This window comes from Streptomyces sp. Y20, from assembly GCF_043195475.1.
GTDB lineage: Bacteria > Actinomycetota > Actinomycetes > Streptomycetales > Streptomycetaceae > Streptomyces.
Map to the genome: position 1 here is coordinate 20,537 of NZ_JBIDDP010000017.1, position 20,150 is coordinate 40,686.

A 20,150-nucleotide genomic window follows, 5' to 3' on the forward strand; every position below is an offset into this window, starting at 1 on the left:
CCGGACGGCGTCAGACTTGCGTTAAGAATGGTCCGCGAGCGCAGAGACCGCACGAAATGAGGAGGCAGGAGGCCCCTTACGGCCGACCGGGGCGGGCGCGTGGGGGAGACCTCACGCCGGACGGCCGACGACCACGGAGCGTCACTTCCCGGCCGGACCCATCTGGGGGCCGCCCCCCGGCCGGGCGCCAGGGAGCCACTCCCGCCGCCCGCAGGTTTCGCCGTACCCGTACGGGCCGCCGGCCGCACGCCGGTCATTCACGCGGCCGTTGCGCCCCCGGCGGCCACCTCGTCGACAGGACTCGCTGTTGAATTCGAAACGACCCGGTGTGGATCGACCTGCCGGGCATCGACCCCGACCTCGCCTGGGACGAGGACGGCCACTGCCGGTGCGCGCCGGCGGGGTCACGGCGCGGGGGTCACTCGCGCGGCTCTGGGAACCGGCGCCCGGCAATCCGCTGCTGTCCCACCGCGGCACCGGCCTCCCATCCAGCGCACCGGGCACGGCGACCTGTCCAGGCGGCCGACGGCGGCTGGTGGATGGTGCTGCTGGCACCCCGCCCCGCGGCTGGTTCCCCGGGTTCCACGTGGGCCGGGAGACCTTCCGGTGCCTGGAATGGTCCGACGGCTGGCCCGCGGCGGGAGCGGTGCGGGAGCGGCATCCGGCGCCGGCCGCCTGGACGCCCGTCGAACAGCCACCCGCACGGGACGACTTCACCGGCACGGCGCTCGCACCGCACTGGATGTCCCCGCACCGCAGGCCCGAGGGCTGCTGGTCGCTGACCGAACGGCCCGGCCGGCTCGCCCTGGCGGCCCCCGGTGACAGCCTCGACCGGCCCGGGCACACCTTCGTCGGCCGCCGCCAGCAGCACCACGACTGCCGGGCGGCCGCGCTGCTGGCGGCCGGGGCGGCACGGGCCGGGCTGGGCCGTCCGGCTGGACGAGGCGCACCACTACGACCTGGAGGTGAGCGGAGGAACCGTGGCAGTGATCGCGCGCATCGGCCCACCGCCAGGCGGTCGCCGAACAGCCGGTGCCGGCGGGTCCTGTCACCCTGGCCGTCGACCTCCGCGCGAGCCGGAACCCGGGACCGCAGACGCCCCCGGCACCCCCGTCTTCACCGTCGGGACCGGCGAGGGGACCCTCCGGCCCGCCGAACTCGACGGCCGCTGTCCGTCGGCCCAGGTGGCCACCGGCTTCACCGGCCGTGTCATCGGCATGTACGTCACCGCGGGCCGGGCGACCTTCGACTGGTTCGACTACGTGCCCGCAGACGCCACGGCCTGATCCTTACGGACATGTGTCGGGGCCGGCGCGCCCCCGGTGGGTACGGCCCCGGCCCCTCGGTTGCCGTGCCGCTCTCAGGCGGCGGTCATCACCCGCTCCGCACCGAGCGGGCGGTGCGGGGCGATGACGCTGCCGTCGGGCAGCAGCTCGCCGGTGTCCTCGAAGAACAGGACGCCGTTGCACAGCAGGCTCCATCCCTGCTCCGGGTGGTGCGCCGTGAGACGGGCGGACTCCCGGTCGGCGGATTCGGCTGTCGGGCACGGCGGCTGGTGCTGGCACATGGGCGGGATCTCTCGCTGGGTCGTGGTCATGTCCGTCCCCCGTGGTGGTGAGTCGGTCGGATCCAGTGTTGTCCTCCGCGCGTCATTCCGCAGGGATTTCACGGCACCGCTTCTCACTGGTTCATGACGCGTCACCCGCCCGGTCGGTTCAGTCGAACTGCACTGTCCCTTTGGGTGGTTCGCACTGACCGGATAGGGCTAGTCCATACGGAAGAGATCCGTTGGCATATGCCCACGCCGAACACGTGTGCCAGGCGCCTGGTGCCTGGCGCCAGGCACCCACGTGGCGGCCGTGGAATAAGAGGTCGTACCCCGCTTCCCTGCCGGGCGGCGGGGTACGCGGGCGTGGGTCAGGCGGGCGAGCCGAGCAGCGGGAGGGGAGTCGCCCGATGGGTCAGCACCGGAAGCAACTCGGCCACCTGGAACGGGCGGTGCGCCGGGATGCCGGGCGGCGCCGGGGCGAGCGGCACGAGCAGGTCGCCGGCGGCCGGGTGGCCCTCGGTGCCGTCGCCGGTGCAGTCGCCGTGCAGCCAGAGGGTGAGCATGTACAGGCCGGGGAGGGACAACAGCCTGGCCTGGTAGGGCTGCTGGAGCGCCTCGGCCTGGTGCAGGGCACGTTCGGTGGAGGCGACGTAGGGACCCTCGAAGAAGTGCGAGAAGGCCCAGCCGTCGGGAGTGAGCATGGTCTCGGCCGCGGCCACCGCGCGATCGCCGCACCGGATCAGGAAGCGCCAGCCGGCCAATCGTGTCGCGGACAGGCCTTGGGCGGTGATCCGGTCCAACACGTGGACGGGCAAAGGGAGTTCGGGTGTCGCGGGACCCTGCGCGGCACGCAGGGAAGGGGTGCGCGCCTCACGGACCGCGGTGGGGGAACCGAGGGCGGTGAGGACGGAGCGCAGGGCGGGCGCGGGGGCAGGGGGAACATGCAACGGCATGGTGGGTCGCCTCTCATTCGACAGGCGCGGCGGCGCGAGGAGGGTGGGGCGGACGGCGCTGTCTGCTCACGGAAGGCCGGAGAGGTGGGGGCCCTGGTCGGGTCTGGAAGAGGGTGCGGCTCTGTCTGCCGCCCGTCAACCGTGACGGCAGAAACGCGGCGAGAACCAGGACCGAGGGCGCCAACCTTGTGCCTTGTGGACGGAGTTTATACGACGCGTGTTCGGCCGGTGTTTCGGCTATCCCATTTCCGTGTGACGGACAAGGCGGAAATGGGTCGCTGATTCGCGGAGAAAATCCCGTTTTCGCGGGGTAGCCCTCGCCGCTGACCTCGTCGTACGCGCCGGTAGCGGTCGGCCGAATGTCGTCGGCGTTTTTCACGAGGCGTACGGGGCACCCGAAGGTGCGAGCTGCGGCATGCCCCGTGAATGTGCCGCGGGGAACATTCCGACAGAGTAGCGGGCGGCGGGCCGACACGGGACGTTATCGATCGCTTCGGCTGGGCATCATCCCACCTGACGGGGGAGCCCGGCGAACGGATCGTCGGCCCGCCCGTCCGAGGAGGGACTCTTCCATGGGGGAGAAGGTCGTGGCAGGGCAGTTCGACCTGTCCGATCGCCAGCGCTATCGCGAAAGGCTCCAGAAGTGTCTGACGGGGTTGGAGCGACTGCTGGCGGAGAAGCGATTCGACCGTCCCAAGAACCTCATGGGGGTCGAGATCGAATTGAATCTCGCCGGCCGTGACGGTATGCCGAAAATGTTGAACGGACAGGTACTTGAGCGCATCGCAAGCCGTGACTTCCAGACCGAACTCGCCATGTTCAACCTGGAGGTCAACATAGCCCCGCACCGCCTGGGCGGCCGGGTGTTCGACCAGCTCGCCGAGGAGCTGCGGACCTCCCTGGCCTACGCCGACCGGAAGGCCGGCGAGGTGGACGCGGGCATCGTGATGATCGGCATCCTGCCCACGCTGGGCCGCGACGACCTGGTCTCCTCCAACCTCTCGGAGGCCGACCGGTACGCCCTGCTCAACGACCAGATCGTGGCCGCGCGCGGAGAGGACTTCCGGCTCGACATCGAGGGCGTGGAGCACCTCGTGTGCACGTCGAAGTCCATCGTCCCCGAGGCCGCGTGCACCTCGGTGCAGCTGCACCTCCAGGTCACCCCGGAGCGGTTCTCCGACGTGTGGAACGCCGCGCAGGCGGCGTCCGCCGCGCAGATCGCCGTCGGCGCCAACTCGCCGTTCCTCTTCGGTCACGAACTGTGGCGCGAGTCCCGGCCCCCGCTGTTCACGCAGTCCACCGACACCCGCCCGCCCGAGCTGCAGGCGCAGGGCGTACGGCCGCGGACGTGGTTCGGCGAGCGGTGGGTGTCGTCCGCGTACGAGCTCTTCGAGGAGAACCAGCGCTACTTCCCGGCTCTGCTGCCGATCTGCGACGACGAGGAACCGCTGGAGGTCATCGAGGCCGGCGGGGTGCCCAAGCTCGCCGAACTCGTCCTGCACAACGGCACCATCTACCGGTGGAACCGGCCGGTGTACGACATCGCGGACGGTGTCCCGCACCTGCGCGTGGAGAACCGGGTGCTGCCCGCCGGGCCGACCATCACCGACATCATCGCCAACGCGGCCTTCTTCTACGGCCTCGTCCGCGCCCTCGCCGAGGAACCCCGGCCGGTGTGGACCCGCCTGCCGTTCGCCGCGGCCGAGGCGAACTTCGACGCGGCGTGCCGGCACGGCATCGACGCCCGCTTCGTCTGGCCGAAGCGGGGCCGGTACGGCGGCACGGGCGAGGTGGACGCGGTCACACTGGTCCGGGACGAACTGCTGCCGCTCGCCGCCGCCGGGCTGGACGCGTGGGGCGTGGAGGCCGCGGACCGGGACCTCTACCTGGGCGTGATCGAGGAACGCTGCCGGCGCCGGGTGAACGGGGCGTCCTGGCAGGCGGCCACGTTCCACCGGGCGCTGGAGAAGGGGATGTCGCGCGACGCGGCCCTGGCGGCGACGACGCGGCGGTACGCCGAGCTGATGCATGTCGGGGAACCGGTCCACACATGGCCGGTGGGCCTGCCGGACCCGGTACCGCTCGGCTGACGCCCGGCCGTCACACCGGGGCGCCCGCGCCCGGACGCCGAAGGCCGCGCGCAGGAGCCCTGGCCGCAGGCCCGGTGCCGGGCCCGGCACCGGGCCTGCGGGCCTCGCATGGGGTCCGTGGATGGTGCCGGGGTCCCCGGATGTGGCGCCGGGACCCTGGGCGTGGCGCCGGGTCTTCGGGCATGAGCTGATCCCGCCGGACGTGGCGCTGGCCCCGGGGGTTACGCGGGGCTCCCGGGCTGTGCGCCGGGTCCCCGGGCGGGGTGCCGGGCCTTCGGGCTTGGCGCTGGTCCCGCGGGGCGTGGCGCTGGTACGGGGTATCGCGTGAGTCCCGGGTGCGGTGCCGGGTCCCCGGGCGTGGCGCTGGGCCCCGGGGGTTACGCGGGGCTCCCGGGCTGTGCGCCAGGTCCCCGGGCGGGGTGCCGGGCCTTCGGGCTTGGCGCTGGTCCCGCGGGGCATGGCGCTGGTACCGGGTATCAGGCGGGCTCCCGGGTGCGGCGCTGAGGCCCGCGGTATCGCCTGGGCCCCGAGGCATGACGCTGGGTGCCCCCGGGTCTTGCGCCGGACCCTCGCGGACGGCGCTGCATCCCCCCGGGCCTGGCGCCGGCCCCCCGGGTCTTGCGTCAGGCCCCCGGTCAGGGCGCTCGGTCTCTGGTGCGGGGTGCGGGGTGCGGGGTGCGGGGTGCGGGGTGCCGGGGTGCGGGGCTGGTGACGGCCGTCGCGCCGGGGCCGGCAGCCGCGGGTGCTCCCGAGCGGGCCCGGTGCGCGTTGCCCGGGGCGCCTTCTGTAATCCTTGCCGGGCGAAGGCGGGCCGGAGGCCCGTGAGGCGGCTGGAGGCAGGGGTGCAGGTGGAGGCTGACTCGGTGGCCGGTTCCCCGGCGCGGGCGAGCGACCCGCGGCGGATACTGCGGGACGAGACACTGCTCGTACTCGCACTCTCGCTCGGGGCGAGCGGCGTGTCCGCGCTCATCAGCTTCATCGGCTCGGTCACCCGGCCGGGCGGCCTCAAGGACCAGGCGGCCACCCTCAACGCCTCGGCGGCGCCCGGCCGCCCGTGGCTCGACCTGGCCTGGCAGCTTTTCGGCATCGCCAGCGCCCTGGTCCCCGTGGCCCTGGTCGCGCACCTGCTGCTGCGCGAGGGCGCGAGCCTGCGGACGCTCGGTTTCGACCGCACCCGCCCCGGCCCCGACCTGGCCCGGGGCGCAGGCGTCGCGGCCGTGATCGGCAGCACCGGCATCGCCTTCTACCTGGCCGCCCGCGGCCTCGGCTTCAACCTCACCGTCGTCCCCGAGGCGCTGCCCGACGTGTGGTGGAAGTACCCGGTACTGATCCTCTCCGCCCTCCAGAACGCGATCCTCGAAGAGGTCATCGTCGTCGGCTACCTGCTGCGCAGGCTGGGCCGGCTGGGCTGGACCCCGGGGACCGCGCTGGTGGCCAGTGCGGTCCTGCGCGGGTCCTACCACCTCTACCAGGGCATCGGCGGCTTCCTCGGCAACATGGTCATGGGCGTGGTGTTCGTGTACCTGTACCGGCGCTGGGGCCGGGTCGGGCCGCTGGTCGTCGCGCACTCGCTGCTCGACATCGGCGCGTTCGTCGGCTACGCCCTCCTCGCCGGCAAGGTGGGCTGGCTGCCGACGGCCTGAGCGCCGGCGGCCGGACCGGTCAGGCGCGCAGCTCGCCGTCGATGACCGTGACCGCGCTGCCGGTGAGCAGCGTCCGCTCGCCCCGCAGCCCGGTGCGGACCAGTCCGGTGCGCCGGGAGGCCTGGAGTCCGGTGAGGTCGTCACGGCCGAGGCGCGCGGACCAGTGCGGGGCGAGCGCCGTGTGGGCGCTGCCGGTGACCGGGTCCTCGTCGATACCGACGTTCGGGAAGAAGCAGCGGGAGACGAAGTCGTAGCCGCGGGCCGGGTCGTCGGCGCGGGCGGTGGCGATGATGCCGCGGGACGAGAACGCCCCGAGGGCCCTGTGGTCGGGGGAGAGGCCGAGAACGGTCTTCTCGTCGGCCAGTTCCACCAGCAGGTCGCCCACGTCCGGCCCGGTGTCGAAGGCGCCGACCGGCGCCGCGCCCAGCGCCTCGGTGACCCCGGCCGGCAGCTCGACGGGGGTGAGCGGGGCGGTCGGGAAGTCGAGCGTGATCGACCCGTCGGCGGCGGGCGTGGCGACGAGGACACCGCTGCGGGTGGCGAACCGGACGGAACCCGTGTGGGCGCCGGTGGTGTGCAGCACGTGGGCGGTGGCCAGCGTGGCGTGGCCGCACATCGCGACCTCGGCGACGGGCGTGAACCAGCGCAGGGCCCAGTCCGCCGCGCCGCCGGCAGGTAGCCGGTGCGCGAACGCCGTCTCGGCGTGGTTCACCTCCATGGCGACGTTCTGAAGCCAGTCGTCGTCGGGGAAGACATCGTCCAGGAGCAGGACCCCGGCCGGATTGCCGGCGAAGGGGCGGTCGGTGAAGGCATCCACGATTCGCATACGCATGCCGCTGACGCTAGCGCCCGCGCAGGTCCCCGGCCCACGGCCAATTCACGTGAACTGGTCTCCTTCCCGAGGGCATCACCGCGACGGGCGCCGCCGGCTTCCGCCGTTCAGTCGAGACAGAACTCGTTGCCCTCGATGTCCTGCATGCAGATGCACGAATCGGTGCCGTCATAGAGAAGTTGCACGCGTACCGCACCGAGCTCCTCCAGCCGCGCGCACTCGGCTTCGAGCGCGGCCAGGCGCTCCTCACCCACGAGCCCGGTGCCGACCCGCACGTCGAGATGCACCCGGTTCTTGACGGTCTTGCCCTCCGGAACGCGCTGGAAGAACAGTCGCGGGCCCACACCCGTGGGATCACTGCACGCCCACCATGACCCCTGGTCCTCAGGCGGCCGCGAACGGTCGAAATCCTCCCACGTGGCGAACCCCTTCGGCGGCGATACGACGTACCCCAGCACCTCGCACCAGAAACGGGCGACGCGCTCGGGTTCTGCACAGTCGAAGGTGACCTGGAACTGCCTGATCGATGACATCGACGCACCATAACAGGGGGATCGGCCCCCCATCTCCCTTTATTCGCCCGCCTGTTGGTGCCCGGAGGCGCGGTGCGGCCCGCCGGGTCGCCCTCGGGCGGTACCTCGGGCGCGCGGCGATCGGCCGCTGGGTCACCCGCTCCGGGAGGGGGTTGTCACGGGGACTTCTCCGATATATCGTTGAGGCATCGCGAACGATACGCGATACGTACAACAGATCACTGATGAATGGAGTGACGCGATGCGTACCCACGGATTCGAGCGTGGACATCGGCACGAGGGCCCCGGCCGCCGCGGCATGGGCGGCTTCGAGGGCCGACGGGCCGCCTTCGGGCCCTTCGGGCCGGGTGGTCCGGGATTCGGCCCCGGCGGCCCCGGCTTCGGACCGGGCGCCTGGGGGGCGCGAGGCAGGGGCGGCGGACGGGGACGGGCGCGGCGCGGTGACGTGCGCGCCTCGATCCTGGCCCTGCTCAAGGACCGGCCCATGCACGGCTACGAGATGATTCAGGAAATCGCCGAACGCAGCGGCGGCGCGTGGAAGCCCAGCCCCGGCTCGGTCTACCCCACCCTCCAGCTGCTGGAGGACGAGGGGCTGATCACCAGCCAGAGCGAGGGCGGCAAGAAGCTGTTCGCCCTCACCGAGAGCGGACGCGGCGCCGCCGAGGAAGGTGCGGAAGCACCCTGGGAAGAGGCCTCGCGGGGGGTCGACTGGGAGGCCCTCGGCGAGATCCGCCAGGCCGGCTCGGGCCTGATGGAAGCCTTCGGGCAGGTCTTCCGGACCGGCAGCAAGGAACAGCGCGAGAAAGCACTGGCCGTCATCAACGACGCCCGCAGGAAGCTGTACCTGATCCTCGCCGACGAGCAGTGACGCTCGTAGTGCCCGGGCGCCCCGTGCGGTATCCGCGTGGGGCGCCCGCGTACTGACGGACCATCAGGCCGGTCACGGAGGCCTGTGGGGCCGGGGCGCACGGGCGGTCCGCGTGTGCCCCATGATGAGTGTCGGCTGGATCTCCTCCGCAAGGATGACATTCCGGTCGCCGATCTCCACTCTGCGTGGGACGCGAGAATGGTTCCCCCCGTGGATGACCGGCCCCCTTCCGCCTGATGGGGTAGAGGACGTGCACACCAGTACAGCCCACCGCACCGCCCACGACGAGCCGGTGCCGCACCAGGACGGCGCCGCCGAGCTCGGTGCCGAGCTGGCGGCGGTGGTCGCCGGTGCCCGTCGCAGGGCCGTCCGGGACGGGGACCGGCAGACCGACACCGCCCATCTGCTCCACTCCCTGCTCGAACACGACCCCGAGGTCCGTGCCGCCGTGGGCGGCCCCGCGAGGCTCGCCCGGCTCTTCGGCTACCTCGTCCAGCGCAGCATCGGCTACGGGCTGCGCTGGCAGGGCAGTGTGGAGGATTCCGGGCCGATCGCCGCCGTACCGCCACCGGCGCACCCCGCCGGCCCCCCTGGTCCCACTCGCGGCGCGGACCCGGTGAGCGACGCCGCTGCGGCCACATGCGCCGATGCGGCCGGCCATGACGGTGGGACCAGGGAGGTCGACGGGTGGTCTCCCGCCGCGTCGGCCGCTCTCACGGACGCCCGCGGGCGGGCCCGGCGGCGGGGCGCGCTCCAGGTCTCCGGCGCGGACCTGCTCGCGGCGCTCGTCACGGATCCGGGCTCCCGGGCCGTCGAGGTCCTCGCGCGCGCCGGCATCTCCGCCCCTGAGCTGGTCGCGCGGGCCGTGCCCGGCCCCGACGAGTCCGCCGACGGCGGCGGGGCCGCCGGCTGAACCGTCCGCCGCACGCCGGCGGCGGGGCCGCCCCCCCACATCCCTCCCACGGTCACATCCCTCCCACGGTCCGCCGAGGCGACGGGAGTGCCGGCTGATCCTCCGCCGTCCGCCGCCGGCGGAGCCGTGGCTGACCCTCCCGCCGTCCCGTCGCGAACGACGGGACCGCTTTGCTCCCCCCGCCATCCGTCGCCGACGGCGCTGCCCTTCACGTCTCCCGCCATCCATCGCCGACGGCAGGGCCGCCCCTGCTCCCTCCCCCCGTCCACCACCTGAGACAGGTGTCAACAAGCGTGACGCTGCTGTCGTCGCCTGTCATCATGTGCCGGTGCATACGTCTGTGAGCAGTCAGGACAGCCCCGGCAAGGGCGCCGGGCTCGGCCTCGCGCTCGTCTCGGCGCTGGCCTTCGGCGGGTCCGGGGTGGCCGCCAAGCCGCTGATCGAGGCGGGACTCGAGCCGCTGCACGTGGTGTGGCTGCGGGTGGCGGGCGCCGCCCTGATAATGCTGCCGCTCGCCGTGCGGCACCGCGCCCTGCCGCGCCGCCGGCCCCTGCTGCTCGCCGGGTTCGGGCTGCTCGCCGTAGCCGGCGTCCAGGCCTGCTACTTCGCCGCGCTCTCCCGCATCCCGGTCGGCGTGGCACTGCTCGTCGAGTACCTGGCGCCCGCGCTGGTCCTGGGCTGGGTCCGGTTCGTGCAGCGGCGGCCCGTCACGCGTGCCGCCGCGGCCGGTGTGGTCCTGGCGGCCGGCGGTCTCGCCTGTGTGGTGGAGGTGTGGTCGGGCCTGAGCTTCGACGCGGTGGGCCTGCTCCTCGCCCTGGGCGCCGCCTGCTGCCAGGTCGGCTACTTCGTGCTGTCCGACCAGGGCGGCGACGCCGGCGCCGAAGCACCCGATCCGCTCGGCGTGATCGCCTACGGACTCCTCGTCGGCGCCACCGTGCTGACGGCCGTCGCCCGCCCCTGGCGCATGGACTGGTCGGTGCTGACCGGCTCGGCCCGGCTCAACGGCACCGCCGTGCCGGCCCTCGCACTCCTGGCCTGGATCGTCCTGGTCGCCACCGTCCTGGCGTACGTCACCGGCGTGCTGTCCGTGCGGCGGCTTTCGCCGCAGGTCGCCGGTGTCGTGGCTTGCCTGGAGGCGGTCATCGCGACCGTGCTGGCCTGGGTGCTGCTCGGCGAGCACCTCTCCGCGCCCCAGGTCCTCGGCGGCGCGGTCGTCCTCGCCGGTGCGTTCATCGCCCAGGCGTCGCCTCCCGCCGAGGGCGCCCCGGAGCCGGTCGCCGAGGGCGGTGCGGAACGGGAGTTGTCCGCCCGCGGCACGGCCGCATAGGGTCTGCCCATGCCGTCGAACGCACTCGTCCTTCCGCCCCCGGCCGCCTGAGGCGGGCCTCCGGGAGATCGGTCCCGCGCATCCGCGCCGGGCCGGACGGTGCTGCCCGCAGACGAAGTCCGCGCGACCCGCTGAAGCGGGTCGCCCCGAGCTTCCGCACCTCGCGTGCGTTCCTGCGGAGAGATTCCCTTGCCGAACGCTGTTTCCGGTCTGCCCGTCGGGCGTGGCCTGCTCTACCTGATCATCACCGGTACCGCATGGGGCACCGCCGGTGCCGCCGCTTCGCTGGTCTTCCGGGCCAGCGACATGGGCGCCTTCGGCCTGTCGTTCTGGCGTTGTGCGCTGGGGCTCGCCTTCCTGTCGGCCGACCGCCTGCTGCGCCCGCGCGTCCGGCCGGAGGAGGCCGGGCCCGCGGCCGGACCCGCGCCGGTACCCCTGCACCGCAGGGCGGCCCGCGCGATGGCCGCCGGGATCGGGCTCGCCGTCTTCCAGACGGCCTACTTCGCCGCCGTGGCCTCGACGGGACTGGCCGTGGCCACCGTCGTCACCCTCGGCGCGGGTCCCGTGCTCATCGCGCTCGGCGCCCGGCTGCTGCTCGGCGAGCGGCTAGGCGCCGGCGGTGTCGTGGCCGTGGCGGGCGCGGGCCGGGCTGGCCGTGCTGACCCTCGGCGGCTCCTCCGCGACGGTCCACCCGGCCGGTGTGCTCCTCGCGCTCGTCTCCGCGTCGGGCTACGGCGCCATGACCCTGCTCACCCGGTGGTGGGGCCGGAACGGGAACGCCGACGCCTCCGGTACGACCGTGAGCGCCTTCGCGGTGACCGCCCTGTGCCTGCTGCCGTTCGCGGTGCACGAGGGACTGCTCCCGCACACCGCCCACCCGGCCCGGTTGCTGGGGCTGCTGCTCTACGTCGCCGCCGTACCGACGGCCCTCGCGTACGCGCTCTACTTCGCGGGAGCCGCCGTCGTACGGTCCGCCACGGTCGCGGTGGTCATGCTGCTGGAGCCGGTGACCGCCGCCGTCCTCGCCGTCGTCCTGCTCGGCGAGCGGCTCACGGTGAGCACCGTGGCCGGCACCCTGCTCCTCCTCGGCGCCGTGGCGGGCCTCGCCGTGAGCGAGGCCCGCGGAGCCGGCCGGCCGGAGCCGGTCCCGGGGTGAGGCCGCGCCGTCACCGCGCCGCCAGGTACTCCGGCAGAGCCGTACCGGGCGCCAGGTCGGCGTTGGGTACCGGTGTGCCGTACCCCTTGCGCAGCGGGACGACCCCGGCCCAGTGCGGCAGGCCGAGGTCCTCGGACTCGTCGTTGGCATCGCCCGTGCGGACCTTGGCGGAGACCTCTTCGAGATCCAGGCGGATCACCGCGGTGGCGGCCAGTTCCTTCTTGTTCGCGGGCCGGGAGTCGGCGGCCCGGCCCGGGACGACATGGTCCACCAGCGCGTCCAGGGCGAGGCGCCGCTCCTCGGGGTCGGTGACCTCGTGGGCGGTGCCGTGCACCACCACCGAGCGGTAGTTGATCGAGTGGTGGAAGGCGGAGCGGGCCAGTACCAGCCCGTCGACGTGGGTGACCGTCAGGCACACCGGCAGGCCCGGGTCGGCCTGGCCGGTCATCCGCAGCGGACGGGAGCCGGTGGAGCCGTGGACGTAGAGCCGCTCGCCGACCCGGCCGTACAGCGTCGGCAGCACCACCGGGGCGCCGTCCCGCACGAAGCCGAGGTGGCAGACGTACCCCTCGTCAAGTATCGCGTGCACCAGTTCCTTGTCGTACGACGCCCGGTCCGCGGAGCGCGTCGGCACGGTCCGGTCGGTCGGTGTGTAGGCGGTGGCCCGCGTGTCCTCGGTCGTCCCCTGCATGACGGTCCCCTCCATGGCGGCCTGCGCGTGCGATCCTGATTGCACTAGTGCATAATGGTGTTTGTGCTAGGAGAATATAGGATCAGTGGGCGTGGCGCAGCCGAGATCGCGGCCGACGTCGAACGCGCGGTCGGCACCGGGGAGCTGCGACCGGGGCAGCACCTGCCTCCCATGCGGGAGCTGGCGGCCCGGCTGGGGGTGAATCCCAACACGGTCGCCGCCGCCTACCGCAGCCTGCGCGAGCGCGGTGTGATCGAGACGGCCGGCCGCCGGGGCAGCCGCGTCCGTCCCCGGCCGGCCACCACCGGACGCGAGCAGCTGCGCGTGGAGGTGCCCGCCGGGGGCCGGGACCTGTCGACCGGCAACCCGGACCCGGCCCTGCTGCCCGGACTGGCCCCGGCACTCACCGCCGCGGCCGAGGGGGCCGGCCGGCGGCCCGTCCTGTACGGCGACGACCCCGTCGACGCGGACCTCGCGCGCGTGGCCCGCGCCGAACTCGACGCCGACGGCGTTCCCGCGGGCCCACTGGCCGTGACCTCCGGCTCCCTCGACGCCGTCGAGCGCGTCCTGACCGCGCATCTCAAGCCGGGGGACACGGTCGCCGTCGAGGACCCCGGCTGGGGCGGCCTGCTCGACCTGATCCCCGCCCTCGGCCTGCACGCGGCCCCGGTCGGCGTGGACGACGACGGACCGCTCGACGGCGAACTGCGGCACGCCCTGGAGTCCGGCGCCCGCGCCCTGATCGTGACCGACCGCGCGCAGAACCCGACCGGCGCCTCCGTGACCGCCGCACGCGCCCGTGCCCTGCGCACGGTCCTGCGTGACCATCCGCGGACCCTGCTCGTCGAGGACGACCACGGCCACGGCATCGTCGACCTCCCGCTGCACCCCCTCGCGGGCGTCACACACCACTGGGCCTTCGTCCGCTCCGCGGCCAAGGCCTACGGTCCCGACCTGCGCCTCGCCGTCCTCGCCGGGGACCCCCTCACCGTGGACCGGGTCCGGGGCCGCCAGCGTCTCGGCCCCGGCTGGGTCAGCCTGCTGCTGCAACGGACCGTGGCCCACCTCTGGACGCACGGCGCTGTCGACCGGTCCGCGCTGGCGCGGTCGTACGGCGCCCGCCGGGACGCCCTGGTCGGCGCGCTGGCGGAACGCGGGGTCGCCGCGCACGGCCGCAGCGGCATGAACGTCTGGGTGCCGGTCCCCGACGAGACGGGCGCGGTGGCCCGCCTCCTCCAGGCGGGCTGGGCACCGGCCCCGGGCGCCCGCTTCCGCCTGGCCTCACCCCCGGGCATCCGCATCACGGTCTCCCCCCTCACCCAGGAGGACGTCATCCCGTTGGCGGACGCGGTGGCGACAGCGGTACGTCCGTCACCGGCGCGGACCTACGGCTAGGGTCCCAGGCATGGGCGCCGGGGCGCGGTGCCCGCGCCGCCGGGCGCTCCCGCAGCCGTACGCACGCCGCCCGCTCGGACCCCGCCGCTCGCACCAGCCCTCCGCGCCCGGCCCGCTCCGGGGCCCCCGTTCGCGCCCGGCCCCCCGCTCGGGTGCCCCGCGCTGGTGAGCGAGCCCGCGTCCCGCCCGCTCGGACGCCTCCGCACCGGGCAGGACGCCGCGCCTCGCCACGAACAGTCCCCGACTGCCGCCCGCCGCCCCTCGCCCGGCCGACCGGCCCCGCGTTCGCACCCGCCCCCGCGCCCCTCTCTCAGCCCCTCTTCGTGCGTATCTGGGTGAGTGCTGCGCCCGCCAGGACGATCACCGCACCCACCGGGGTGCTCCAGTGGAGCGATTCGCCGAGGATCGCCACCCCCGCGGCCGTGGCGATGACGGGGATGAAGTACGTCACCATCTGGGCGGTGGTGGGGCCGACCTCGGCGACCAGCCCGTACTGGAGCAGCACGGCCAACCCGGTGCCCAGCGCCCCCAGCGCGGCGACGGCGAGCAGCGGCACGAGCGCGAAATCCCGTGGCACATCGGTGAACAGTGGTGTCACCACGGCCAGTTGCACCGTCGCCAGCAGCAGCTGGCCCCCGGTCATCGCCAGATGCGAGTTCCCGGTGCCGGCCAGCGTCCGCCGGACGTAGATCCACCCGACCGGATAGCTGAACGACGCGAGCAGCGCCAGCGCCGTGCCCTTCGCGTCCAGGCCGTGGAAGCCCTGCCAGGCCCCCAGTACCGTCAGCACCCCGAGGAAGCCCAGCCCGAGGCCTGCCACGCGCACCCGGGTCGGCCGGTCCTCGGAGAGGGCGACGAGGGAGAGGGCCATTCCCCAGAGCGGGGACGTGGCGTTGCAGATGCCGGCGAGCGTGGACGGGATCGTGAGCTCCGAGTAGGCGAACAAGGAGAACGGCAGGGCGTTGAGCAGGAACGCGGCGACCGCCATGTGCCCCCACAGCCGGGCCCCGCGCGGCAGCCGCTGCCGCTTCACGGCCATCGCCGCCATCAGCACCGCCGTGCCGAACACCAGCCGTCCCAGGGTGACCTGGAAGGGGGCGTACCCGTCCGTCCCTACCTTGATCAGCAGGAAGCTGAAGCCCCAGATCGCGGACAGGGCGGCGAAGCGCAGCCTCCAGTCGAGGCGGGCGCGGGGGCGGGCGGGGGGTGCGGACCGGGTCGGGGGTGCGGTGACCGTGCTCATGGCCACAACGATGCGGCAGCGAACCTCGTAGCACAATCGAGAATTTCCACCCGGTACCTCTTAGAATCACTTACATGTTGAATCTGGAGCGCCTGCGCACCCTCGATGCCCTCGCCCGGCACGGCTCGGTCAGCGCGGCGGCCGACGCGCTGCACGTCACGACCTCGGCCGTCTCGCAGCAGCTGAGCAAGCTGGAGCGGGAGGCGGGCCAGCAGCTCCTCGCCAGGAACGGCCGGGGCGTACGGCTCACGGACGCCGGCCGGCTGCTGTCGGAGCACGCGAGCCGCATCCTGTCGCAGGTCGAGCTGGCCGAGTCGGACCTGGAGGCGCACCGCGGCCAGGTCGTCGGCGAACTCAGGCTGTCGGCGTTCCCGACCGCGGCCCGGGGTCTCTTCCCGGACGCGCTCGGCGCCCTGCGCACCGAGCACCCGGGGCTGCGGGTGCGTTCCAGCGAGCTGGAGCCGGAGCAGGGCATCGCCGGGGTGGTCCGCGGCGATCTCGACCTCGCGGTGGTCCTGGACTGGTACAACAAGCCGATGCCCGTGCCCGACGGTCTGGTCAAGGCGGCCCTGCTGGACGACCCTGCCGATGTCGCCATGCCGGCCGGGCATCCGCTCGCGGACCGGGACGAGGTCGACCTCACCGAGTTCGCCGAGGACGAGTGGATCACCTGGGGCCAGGGCGAGTTCTGTCACGAGTGGCTGATGTTCACCCTGCGGTCCAAGGGCGTGGAGCCGATCGTCGGCCACCGCGCGGGGGAGACCCACACTCAGCTCGGCCTCGTGGCCGCCGGCCTGGGAGTGTGCATCGCGCCGCTGCTGGGCCGCCACCCGGTCCCCGAGGGGGTCGTGCTGCTGCCGCTCAAGCAGCGGATGAGGCGGCATGTGTACGTCGTCTGGCGCGCGGACGCCGACCGGCGCCCCTCCATCCGCGCGGCGGTGGACGCACTGCGCGCGGCGGCACGGAAGCTGGGCTGAGTCCCGGGAGGCGCCGTCGAACACCCGCCCGCCTCACGGGCGGGGGGAGTTCGACGGCACGTCCTACGCCCCGCCCAGCTTCCGGAAGTCCCAGGACACGACCTTCTCCGGGGTGAGCCGGGCCCAGGCGTGCCGGCCGTCGTGCGGCATCTCGTCCAGGCCGAAGTTCTTCCGCGCGAACAGCGTCTCGGCCGTGTCCAGTTCGGCGCACAGCTCGCCCGTGCGCGGGACCTCGCCCACGAACTCCACCCGGCCGGACAGCTCGACCCCGCGCAGCTGGTCGTACTCCTCACCCGAGTCGACCACGACCGCCACCCGCGGATCTCGGCGCAGTTGTGTCCAGCGCCGGCTGCGGACCACCGAGTACAGCCACAGCGAAGTGCCGTCCCAGGCGAACCACAGCGCACTCACATGCGGGGTGCCGTCGGAGGAGACGGTCGCGACCCGGCAGGTGCGCTGGGCGGTGAGGAACGCGTCCAGTTCGCCGGGCGTCATCATGATCCTCCGGCCCCGGCGCTGCTGTGTGACGGTCATGCTGCCCCCTCTTCTGCCAAGTCGTGCCAGAGGAACGCCCCCCTGCGGCGATCCTCTGGCATCACGGCGGGAAAGGGAACGGTCCGGTCTGCGCGCGGCCCCGGGCGCGCGGGCGGGGCCGGGGCCGGATCAGGCCAGTTCGATCTGGTCACCGGAGACCGTGATCTTCGCCGGGGGCAGTGCCCGGGTCGCGGGACCCTTCTTCACGCTGCCGTCCTCCGCGGAGAAGTGGCTGTTGTGGCAGGGGCAGACGATCTCGCCGTTCGCCACGCTGCCCACCGCGCATCCCTGGTGGGTGCACTTGGACGAGAACGCCTTGTACGTGCCCGCCGTGGGCTGCGTGACGACGACACCGTGATCCTTGAAGATCTTGCCACCGCCCTCGGGGATGTCCGATGTCTTGGCGAGCGCCGTGCCACCGGCCGGGGAACCGCTGTCCTGCGGGGAGCCGGCGGCCCCGGCCCCGGTGCCGGTGGTGTCGGCCGACTTGTCGGTCGAGCCGCAGGCGGTCAGTGCGGCGGCGAGCCCCGCCGCTCCGGCCGCCGCCATGACGGTTCGGCGGGCCGGTGCCATTGCCGTTTCCGGCGGGAGCGAAGCGCTGGTCATGTGGGGATTCCCTTCCGCGGAGCCTCTTCGTGATCCGTCATGGGGTACGGCCCTGCGGCGGCGGCCGTTCAGGCGGGCGCCCGGATCCCTGCCGTCCGGTGATCGGCGGGCCGTGGGCCGCGGCGGTGCGGCGGGTGCCGGCCGGACGTCGTCCCACCCTGGTGACCTGCGGCGACACTCAAGAAAGCCACCGGGTGGCAGACAGTTCGGCAGCGGCCGGGCCGGCGGTGAACCCCGCCCGCCGCACGACTGCGGCAGATGCCTCGCTCGTCACTCCGGGCGCTTGAAGCGGTGGGCGGCCCACAGGAGGGCCATCGCGCCACCGGCGAGCAGGAGAGCGGCCTCGAGGGGCAGGGGCGGTTGCCAGCCGGCCCATTCGATGCCCCCGACGGCCGCCCGGTCCGGCGCCCGCAGGGCGATGCAGCCGCGGAGCAGGTCCACTCCGTAGGCGAGCGGATTGGCATCGGCCAGTGCGCGCGCCCAGCCGGGCATGGTCCGCAGGGGGAAGAAGGCGCCGGAGACGAACAGCAGCGGCATCATCACCAGTCCGAGCAGCACGTGGAACGTCTCGGCCCGGCGGAGGCTCACGGCCACGGCCAGGGCCAGGGCGGTGATCGTGAAGGAGGCCAGGATCATGCTGACGAGGAGCAGCACCAGGAGTCGCGGGTCGTAGGGCAGACCGGCGGCCCCGGCGAGGCCGAGCAGTACGGCGCCCTGGGCCGTGGCGGCCAGGGTGCCGCCGATGCAGCTGCCCAGGAGCAGGGTGGTGCGGCTGACCGGGGCCATCAGGAGTTCACGCAGGTAGCCCCTTTCCCGGTCGTTGATCAGACGGACGCCGACGGTGATGGCCGGCATCTGTACCGTCATCATCAGCATCCCGGGGAACAGGTACGTCCGGTAGCCGACGCCCAGTGAGGCGCTGGGGATGAGAGCGGCCAGGCCGCCTCCCAGGATGAGGAGGTAGAGCACGGGCTGGAGCAGCATCAGCGCGGTGTGGGTGCGTTGGCCGGCCAGGCGGAGCAGATCGCGGTGGACCAGCGCGTGGACCGCGCGCAGCTCGTGCCGTAGACGGGTCGGCCGTTCAGTGTCTGAGGTGCCTGAGGGGCCTGAGGTCTGGAGTGTGGGTGTGGTCATGGGCCGCCGTCAGCTTCTGCCGTGGTCGCGCGCGGGATGGGGGTGGCGGCCGGAGTCCGGGCCGGTTGCGTGGCCTGAAGACTGCGGCCGGTGTGGTGGAAGAAGACATCGTCGAGAGTGGGCGCGGTCGCGGAAGCGGCGTGCACGGCGACGCCGTGACCTTCCAGAGCCGCGCACAGGCGGGGGATCCAGGTGCTGCCGTCGGGCGCCCGCAGGCAGACCCCGTCGGCGTCCACGGTGATGACGCAGTTCGACGGCGCCGCCTGGCGCACGACCCGTCGCGCCGTCGCGTCGTCGCCGGTGCGCAGCACCACCCGGTCGTCCCCGATGGCGGCCTTGAGCGCGGCGGGCGCGCCCTGTGCCACCAGCCGGCCGCGGTCGATGATGGCGATCCGGTCGCAGTTCTCCGCCTCCTCCAGATAGTGGGTGGTGACGAAGAGGGTGCTGCCGTACCGGTCGCGCAGTGCGCGCAGGTGCTCCCAGACCTGTGCGCGGGCGTAGGGGTCGAGTCCGGTGGTCGGCTCGTCCAGGAACAGCACCGGGGGCGCGTGCAGGAGCCCGCGGGCGATGTCCAGGCGGCGCCGCATGCCGCCGGACAGGGTGCGTACCGGGGAACCGCGCCGATCGGTGAGGCCGACCATCTCCAGCACTTCGGTGGCGCGCCGGCGGGCGTGGCGGCGACGCAGCCCGTACAGGCGCGCGTGAATGTAGAGGTTCTGGTCGGCTGTCAGGTCCGGGTCCATGGCGCTGTGCTGGAAGAGCATGCCGACCTGCTGACGTACCCGGTGGGGTTGAGTGAGTACGTCGGCACCGGCCACCGTGGCGTGACCGGCGGTGGGCCGGGCCAGGGCGCAGAGCAACGCGATGGTGGTGGACTTCCCGGCGCCGTTGGGGCCGAGGAAGGCGAAGGTCTCGCCTTGCGGCACGTCCAGGTCCAGGTCGCGTACGGCGTGGGTGAGGGTGCCCTCCGGCCCCGGGTAGCTCTTCGTCAGACCACGCGTGCTGATGGCGTGCGCGGGCTCGGGAGTGTGCCGGGTGGCGTGCGGGCTGGTGAGGGGCGCTGTCATGAGGGCTGCTCGGGTGTGGTCGTCTCCACCGCCATGCGGCTGCCCGCGGTCCGGACCCCGTCCACCGGTGGGCACCAGGTGGACCGCGCCCCGGGCGGGCGCCGGAGCCGGGTGCCGGCCGAGGGCCGTCGCGGGCAGGGGACAGGGGAGCCGGGGGCCTTGTGGCGCTGACGGCCGATGGTGCCGGCGCGCTGGGTGGGCGGGACCGCTCCCTCGGCGGTCGGAGCGGTACGGATGTACGGGCGCGGGGCCAGGGGGCTCATGTCGTCTCGTCGGCCTTACAAGTCGTGGGAGCGGCTGGGTCGCGGTCACGGAGGCAGGGGGCAGCTGTGCCTGAGGCTCTCCGGTGCTTCTCGCGCGGTCGTGGGAAGCGGCGGAGGCTGTTGGCTGGTGGGGCGCTGCGTCCCGGATCCGGCCGTCACTCCGGCCGGCGGCTGTCCGGGACCAACCGGGACAGCTGCCGGCCGAGTGGTGTCACCGGACTAGCAGGTGATGCCGATGCAGATGGTGTTGAGGGCGGTCAGCAGGCCGACGCAGACACAGGTCGCGGCGAACGGCTTTCCGTCCACGCTGACGGGGTCGGTCTCGGGAAGGGCGTGCAGCCGGGCCAGCAGTTCGAGGTCCTGGTTCTCCATGGGT

At 73.5% G+C, this 20,150-nt stretch carries 18 protein-coding genes and 2 pseudogenes; 9 read left to right on the forward strand and 11 right to left on the reverse strand.

Translation table 11 applies throughout. The features are described 5' to 3' along the window. Positions 1-317: 317 nt before the first annotated feature. A pseudogene (locus tag ACGFT1_RS31590) lies at positions 318-1,286 on the forward strand (family 43 glycosylhydrolase); the annotation flags it as partial. A 74-nt stretch (positions 1,287-1,360) separates the two neighbouring features. Here the strand turns inward: ACGFT1_RS31590 and ACGFT1_RS31595 are convergent. Then, entirely contained in the window at positions 1,361-1,567 is a 207-nt protein-coding gene (locus ACGFT1_RS31595; protein WP_373912531.1) for a DUF5999 family protein, read from the reverse strand. Positions 1,568-1,917: 350 nt separating this feature from the next. Then, complete coding sequence (locus ACGFT1_RS31600; RefSeq protein WP_373912398.1) at positions 1,918-2,502, reverse strand: hypothetical protein; 585 nt, start codon at positions 2,500-2,502, stop codon at positions 1,918-1,920. Positions 2,503-3,074: 572 nt separating this feature from the next. Between ACGFT1_RS31600 and ACGFT1_RS31605 the strand changes: the two genes are divergently transcribed. After that, entirely contained in the window at positions 3,075-4,592 is a 1,518-nt protein-coding gene (locus tag ACGFT1_RS31605; protein WP_373912399.1) for a glutamate--cysteine ligase, read from the forward strand. Positions 4,593-5,434: 842 nt separating this feature from the next. Beyond that, on the forward strand, positions 5,435-6,235 hold the full coding sequence (locus ACGFT1_RS31610; protein ID WP_373912400.1) for a CPBP family intramembrane glutamic endopeptidase: 801 nt from the start codon (positions 5,435-5,437) through the stop codon (positions 6,233-6,235). A 19-nt stretch (positions 6,236-6,254) separates the two neighbouring features. Here ACGFT1_RS31610 and ACGFT1_RS31615 read toward each other — a convergent pair whose 3' ends face one another. Continuing rightward, positions 6,255-7,067 carry a PhzF family phenazine biosynthesis protein gene (locus tag ACGFT1_RS31615; protein WP_373912401.1) on the reverse strand — a complete coding sequence of 271 codons (813 nt, stop codon included), beginning with the start codon at positions 7,065-7,067 and terminating at the stop codon, positions 6,255-6,257. Positions 7,068-7,174: 107 nt separating this feature from the next. Continuing rightward, the gene (locus ACGFT1_RS31620) at positions 7,175-7,600 is read right to left on the reverse strand and encodes a VOC family protein (RefSeq protein ID WP_373912402.1); all 426 of its coding nucleotides are present in this window, start codon (positions 7,598-7,600) and stop codon (positions 7,175-7,177) included. Between the two features lie 241 nt (positions 7,601-7,841). Here ACGFT1_RS31620 and ACGFT1_RS31625 point away from each other — a divergent pair, with 241 nt between their 5' ends. From ACGFT1_RS31625 to ACGFT1_RS31640, 4 genes and pseudogenes are all read left to right on the forward strand, one after another. Beyond that, positions 7,842-8,468, forward strand: coding sequence for a PadR family transcriptional regulator (locus tag ACGFT1_RS31625; RefSeq protein ID WP_373912403.1), 627 nt, complete (start codon positions 7,842-7,844; stop codon positions 8,466-8,468). A gap of 250 nt (positions 8,469-8,718) precedes the next feature. Next, positions 8,719-9,381: a Clp protease N-terminal domain-containing protein gene (locus ACGFT1_RS31630; protein ID WP_373912404.1), complete on the forward strand. Its 663-nt coding sequence runs from the start codon at positions 8,719-8,721 to the stop codon at positions 9,379-9,381. A 322-nt stretch (positions 9,382-9,703) separates the two neighbouring features. Next, entirely contained in the window at positions 9,704-10,708 is a 1,005-nt protein-coding gene (locus ACGFT1_RS31635; protein ID WP_373912405.1) for a DMT family transporter, read from the forward strand. 189 nt (positions 10,709-10,897) lie between these two features. Then, positions 10,898-11,864 (forward strand): annotated as a pseudogene (locus tag ACGFT1_RS31640) (DMT family transporter). Positions 11,865-11,874: 10 nt separating this feature from the next. Here the strand turns inward: ACGFT1_RS31640 and ACGFT1_RS31645 are convergent. Then, positions 11,875-12,555 (reverse strand): pyridoxamine 5'-phosphate oxidase family protein, encoded by a 681-nt coding sequence (locus ACGFT1_RS31645; protein WP_373912406.1) that lies wholly within the window; start codon positions 12,553-12,555, stop codon positions 11,875-11,877. Positions 12,556-12,618: 63 nt separating this feature from the next. On the opposite strand from ACGFT1_RS31645, the gene ACGFT1_RS31650 reads away from it, so the two are divergent. Further along, a complete protein-coding gene (locus ACGFT1_RS31650) occupies positions 12,619-13,950 on the forward strand; it encodes an aminotransferase class I/II-fold pyridoxal phosphate-dependent enzyme (protein ID WP_373912407.1) in 1,332 nt (443 codons plus the stop codon). Between the two features lie 310 nt (positions 13,951-14,260). Here ACGFT1_RS31650 and ACGFT1_RS31655 read toward each other — a convergent pair whose 3' ends face one another. Continuing rightward, positions 14,261-15,193: a DMT family transporter gene (locus ACGFT1_RS31655; RefSeq protein ID WP_373912408.1), complete on the reverse strand. Its 933-nt coding sequence runs from the start codon at positions 15,191-15,193 to the stop codon at positions 14,261-14,263. A gap of 74 nt (positions 15,194-15,267) precedes the next feature. Between ACGFT1_RS31655 and ACGFT1_RS31660 the strand changes: the two genes are divergently transcribed. Next, complete coding sequence (locus ACGFT1_RS31660) at positions 15,268-16,170, forward strand: LysR family transcriptional regulator (RefSeq protein WP_373912409.1); 903 nt, start codon at positions 15,268-15,270, stop codon at positions 16,168-16,170. A gap of 63 nt (positions 16,171-16,233) precedes the next feature. Here the strand turns inward: ACGFT1_RS31660 and ACGFT1_RS31665 are convergent, their stop codons facing one another. From ACGFT1_RS31665 to ACGFT1_RS31685, 5 genes are all read right to left on the reverse strand, one after another. Further along, on the reverse strand, positions 16,234-16,704 hold the full coding sequence (locus tag ACGFT1_RS31665) for a pyridoxamine 5'-phosphate oxidase family protein (RefSeq protein WP_373912410.1): 471 nt from the start codon (positions 16,702-16,704) through the stop codon (positions 16,234-16,236). A gap of 129 nt (positions 16,705-16,833) precedes the next feature. Further along, entirely contained in the window at positions 16,834-17,310 is a 477-nt protein-coding gene (locus ACGFT1_RS31670) for a Rieske (2Fe-2S) protein (protein ID WP_373912411.1), read from the reverse strand. Positions 17,311-17,580: 270 nt separating this feature from the next. Further along, a complete protein-coding gene (locus ACGFT1_RS31675) occupies positions 17,581-18,444 on the reverse strand; it encodes an ABC transporter permease (protein WP_373912412.1) in 864 nt (287 codons plus the stop codon). Then, positions 18,441-19,511: an ATP-binding cassette domain-containing protein gene (locus ACGFT1_RS31680; protein WP_373912413.1), complete on the reverse strand. Its 1,071-nt coding sequence runs from the start codon at positions 19,509-19,511 to the stop codon at positions 18,441-18,443. The genes ACGFT1_RS31675 and ACGFT1_RS31680 overlap by 4 nt, the downstream gene beginning before the upstream one ends. Positions 19,512-19,993: 482 nt before the next feature. Continuing rightward, positions 19,994-20,146 carry a VenA family class IV lanthipeptide gene (locus ACGFT1_RS31685; RefSeq protein ID WP_373912414.1) on the reverse strand — a complete coding sequence of 51 codons (153 nt, stop codon included), beginning with the start codon at positions 20,144-20,146 and terminating at the stop codon, positions 19,994-19,996. Positions 20,147-20,150 lie beyond the last annotated feature (4 nt).

Coding starts and splice junctions, on each gene's coding strand:
- ACGFT1_RS31665 (WP_373912410.1), bottom strand. CDS start 16,704: ATGACCGTCACACAGCAGCGCCGGGGCCGGAGGATCATGATGACGCCC.
- ACGFT1_RS31685 (WP_373912414.1), bottom strand. CDS start 20,146: ATGGAGAACCAGGACCTCGAACTGCTGGCCCGGCTGCACGCCCTTCCC.
- ACGFT1_RS31620 (WP_373912402.1), bottom strand. CDS start 7,600: ATGTCATCGATCAGGCAGTTCCAGGTCACCTTCGACTGTGCAGAACCC.
- ACGFT1_RS31655 (WP_373912408.1), bottom strand. CDS start 15,193: ATGAGCACGGTCACCGCACCCCCGACCCGGTCCGCACCCCCCGCCCGC.
- ACGFT1_RS31670 (WP_373912411.1), bottom strand. CDS start 17,310: ATGACCAGCGCTTCGCTCCCGCCGGAAACGGCAATGGCACCGGCCCGC.
- ACGFT1_RS31645 (WP_373912406.1), bottom strand. CDS start 12,555: ATGCAGGGGACGACCGAGGACACGCGGGCCACCGCCTACACACCGACC.
- ACGFT1_RS31600 (WP_373912398.1), bottom strand. CDS start 2,502: ATGCCGTTGCATGTTCCCCCTGCCCCCGCGCCCGCCCTGCGCTCCGTC.
- ACGFT1_RS31615 (WP_373912401.1), bottom strand. CDS start 7,067: ATGCGTATGCGAATCGTGGATGCCTTCACCGACCGCCCCTTCGCCGGC.
- ACGFT1_RS31675 (WP_373912412.1), bottom strand. CDS start 18,444: ATGACCACACCCACACTCCAGACCTCAGGCCCCTCAGGCACCTCAGAC.
- ACGFT1_RS31605 (WP_373912399.1), top strand. CDS start 3,075: ATGGGGGAGAAGGTCGTGGCAGGGCAGTTCGACCTGTCCGATCGCCAG.
- ACGFT1_RS31680 (WP_373912413.1), bottom strand. CDS start 19,511: ATGACAGCGCCCCTCACCAGCCCGCACGCCACCCGGCACACTCCCGAG.
- ACGFT1_RS31595 (WP_373912531.1), bottom strand. CDS start 1,567: ATGTGCCAGCACCAGCCGCCGTGCCCGACAGCCGAATCCGCCGACCGG.
- ACGFT1_RS31625 (WP_373912403.1), top strand. CDS start 7,842: ATGCGTACCCACGGATTCGAGCGTGGACATCGGCACGAGGGCCCCGGC.
- ACGFT1_RS31660 (WP_373912409.1), top strand. CDS start 15,268: ATGTTGAATCTGGAGCGCCTGCGCACCCTCGATGCCCTCGCCCGGCAC.